Raw genomic sequence first — 2,990 nt, 5'->3', positions numbered from 1 at the left:
AGGCCTGGACATCTCCTCACGGAATACCAGTTGGTCAGCGCTGACCACCCCATGGGGCTTCCCGTGTTGCCCCGGTCTTCCTCTTGTATGCATGCCGCCACCAATACCCCGGCGGAACCACTGGGTGTTCGCGTCGCTCGCTACCCCAGTGATGACAGCCTTCCCCGTATATGTGGCGGGTCGGCTTCCGCATTACGCTTTTCGAGGCCTGCTCAGTGTTCACTCACGTTGCAACCTGCATACTTACCAAGCCACTTTTCATAGCCCTCTACACCGGAGGCTTCAGCCGCTTCGTTACCTCCACGACTGCCCCGATTGCTACCGGCTGGAGCGACAGTTGCCGGGCGGGATTCGCACCCGCTGAAAGACCGTGCCTTTGCACGGCGCACACATAATCCCGCACCGCCGGCAAGCAATTTTGCAGAAATATCCGTTCCGTCCTCTATAACAGATAATCCGATGATGACCCGTTCTCGCACGGGTAAGGCCGCCCTTTCCTTGCCTGCTGGCCATGCTAAACTCGGGGCATGACTACTCAGCCTTTCGTCCTGATCCTGCTCAGCGCGGCGCGGCGTCTTCGCCTCAATGACGGCACCGAAGCCGCTACCGGCTTCTGGGCAGAAGAACTGGTAACACCCTGGCAGATACTGTGCAAAGCAGGATGGCGACCCCAGGTAGCCACGCCGGGCGGTGTACCGCCGCCAGTCGATGCCGAGAGTCTGGACCCGGCCACGCTTGGTGGGGACCATAACAAGGCTGCCAGTTTATGTGATGCCGTCAGGCAAATGACGGACTTGCACACACCCATTGATTTAGATGTGCTGACGGGCAAAGATCTGGACACCTTAATCGGTGTTTTCATTCCCGGAGGCAACGGGCCGCTCATGGACCTCTGTCAGGCACCAGGTGTGGACCGGTTACTACGCCACTGCGTGTCGGCAGCAAAGCCCATCGCCACCCTCTGTCACGGCACAGCGGCACTCCTGGCTACCTGTGGCGGAGCAGACCGTTCGCCATTCTGCGGGCAACAGGTGACCTGCTTCAGTGCTGCGGAGGAATCAGCAACATCGCTGGCCGGGCGCTGGCCTTATACGCTGGAAGACCGCCTGCGGCAGGAAGGCTTTCGGGTGAGCACCGGCGCTCCGTGGCAAAGCCATGTCGCCACTGACCACCTTATCCTCAGCGGCCAGAATCCGGCCTCTGCGTTGGCACTCACCCATGCTTTTATACAACGTCTTCCCTCCACACCAACACACAAAGGAAAATAATATGAATGCTGATGCACTCAAAAAAATGGCGGCCGAGGCAGCCCTGCGCTACATCCAGCCCGGCATGGTCGTCGGGGTAGGTACCGGCTCCACCACCAACTTCTTCATCGAGGCGCTGGGCGCAGCCAATATCCATGTGGACGGCTATGTGGCTTCCAGCGTCGCCACCGAAAACCGTCTCAAAGCGCGAGGCCTCAACGTGCTCGACCTCAATGGTACCGGCGATATTCCGGTCTACGTCGATGGCGCTGATGAGGTCGACCCGCACTTTCGCCTCATCAAGGGTGGCGGCGGCGCCCTTACCCGTGAAAAGGTTGTCGCCAGTGCTGCCCGCCTCTTCGTCTGCATCGCGGATGTCAGCAAGGACAAGCCTATGCTCGGCAAATTCCCCCTGCCCGTGGAAGTGATTCCGTTCGCCCGCAGCTTTGTCGCCCGGCAACTGGTGAAACTCGGTGGCAGCCCCACCCTGCGCAATGGCGTCACGACGGATAATGGCAATGTCATCCTCGACGTCACCGGACTCGATCTCTCTGACCCGTTGCGGATGGAAGAAAGCATCAATGCGATTCCGGGCGTGCTGGACAATGGCATATTTGCCCATCGGCGTGCGGATGTGATGCTGTTTGGCAGTGCTGACGGAGTCATCGAACGCAAGGCGTAAGTGGTAACAAGCGACTGGGGGGCAATATGGAAGGCGAAATAGACCACCGCGGTACCCGCCGTGACTTCATTCACAGCGAGTTGCATCGCCGGGACCTGAATCCTGATCCCTTCCGCGAGTTCGCTGACTGGCTGGCGGCAGCAACAGAGGCAGGCAACTTTGATGCAACGGCCATGGCGTTAGCGACAGCGGACGCGGAGGGGTACCCTGACGTACGCTTCGTCCTTCTCAAACATTTTGACGAACGTGGTTTGTGCTGGTACACCGACCAGCGCAGTCAGAAGGGGCAGGAACTGGCGGCAAACCCGCAAGCGGCCGCAGTATTTTACTGGCCGGAGAATGATCGACAGGTGCGCGTAAACGGGCCGGTCGAGAGGCTCAGCGATGCCGAGGCAGAGGCCTATTTTCAGCAACGCCCCAGCGGCAGCCGTTTTGCCGCTGCCGCCTCCGAGCAGAGCCAACCTATCGCCAATCGCGAGGCATTGGAACAGCGAGTAACCGATTTACAGGCCCGTTACCCAACTGGCGATATCCCTCGCAATCCCGCCTGGGGCGGCTATCGCCTGTTACCAGAACGCTTTGAGTTCTGGCAGGGACGACGCAGCCGACTGCATGATCGCTTTCTTTACCACCGCTCGGAAGACACCGGTGGAGTCTGGGTGATTCAGCGGCTGATGCCCTGAGAGGCAGCGCTAAAACTCCTCCAGTCGCGCCTCGTAATCCACCACGATCATCCGGTAGATGTTTCCCCCCAGTTGTACATGGGCAGACTGTGGGGCACCGATACTGATCGTGTTACCCCCCGCCACACTCAATCCCGAAGGTCCGAAGTGCTCCTGCTCAATAAGGTCGTTGAGCAGGGCCTCCAACTCCTCACGGGGTACCGAGACAGTGTTGTCAATCACCCTACAAAGTTTGCCTCGTTTAGTTTTGGCCTCAAGGATGACCGCATCTGAACGCAGGGGCGGCAGTCCGCCCTCCTCTTCCTGCTGTTCCTGAATCATATCTGCCCGCTCCTGGGAGATTCATCGCGAAACAGCCACGGGGCACTTTGCCGCCGC

4 protein-coding genes are annotated in these 2,990 nt (G+C 59.5%); 3 read left to right on the top strand and 1 reads right to left on the bottom strand.

Annotation, left to right across the window (positions count from 1 at the left end; genetic code table 11):
* Window positions 1-527 precede the first annotated feature (527 nt).
* The 3 genes from AC2VNK_RS08870 to pdxH are packed head-to-tail and all read left to right on the top strand — an operon-like array spanning window position 528 to window position 2,612.
* On the top strand, window positions 528-1,268 hold the full coding sequence (locus AC2VNK_RS08870) for a type 1 glutamine amidotransferase domain-containing protein (RefSeq protein WP_291521918.1): 741 nt from the start codon (window positions 528-530) through the stop codon (window positions 1,266-1,268).
* A gap of 1 nt (window position 1,269) precedes the next feature.
* Window positions 1,270-1,929, top strand: a complete 660-nt coding sequence (gene rpiA / locus AC2VNK_RS08865) for a ribose-5-phosphate isomerase RpiA (protein ID WP_291521920.1) — start codon at window positions 1,270-1,272, stop codon at window positions 1,927-1,929.
* 26 nt (window positions 1,930-1,955) lie between these two features.
* Window positions 1,956-2,612, top strand: a complete 657-nt coding sequence (gene pdxH, locus AC2VNK_RS08860) for a pyridoxamine 5'-phosphate oxidase (RefSeq protein ID WP_486883505.1) — start codon at window positions 1,956-1,958, stop codon at window positions 2,610-2,612.
* A gap of 9 nt (window positions 2,613-2,621) precedes the next feature.
* On the opposite strand, the gene AC2VNK_RS08855 is transcribed toward pdxH, so the two are convergent.
* Window positions 2,622-2,933 carry a hypothetical protein gene (locus AC2VNK_RS08855; RefSeq protein WP_291521923.1) on the bottom strand — a complete coding sequence of 104 codons (312 nt, stop codon included), beginning with the start codon at window positions 2,931-2,933 and terminating at the stop codon, window positions 2,622-2,624.
* Window positions 2,934-2,990: the final 57 nt, after the last annotated feature.

The sequence above is a fragment of the Acidithiobacillus sp. TH-A35 genome (assembly GCF_057473505.1).
Note: the sequence above shows the minus strand (reverse complement) of the source record. Positions and strands in the feature narration are given on the sequence as shown.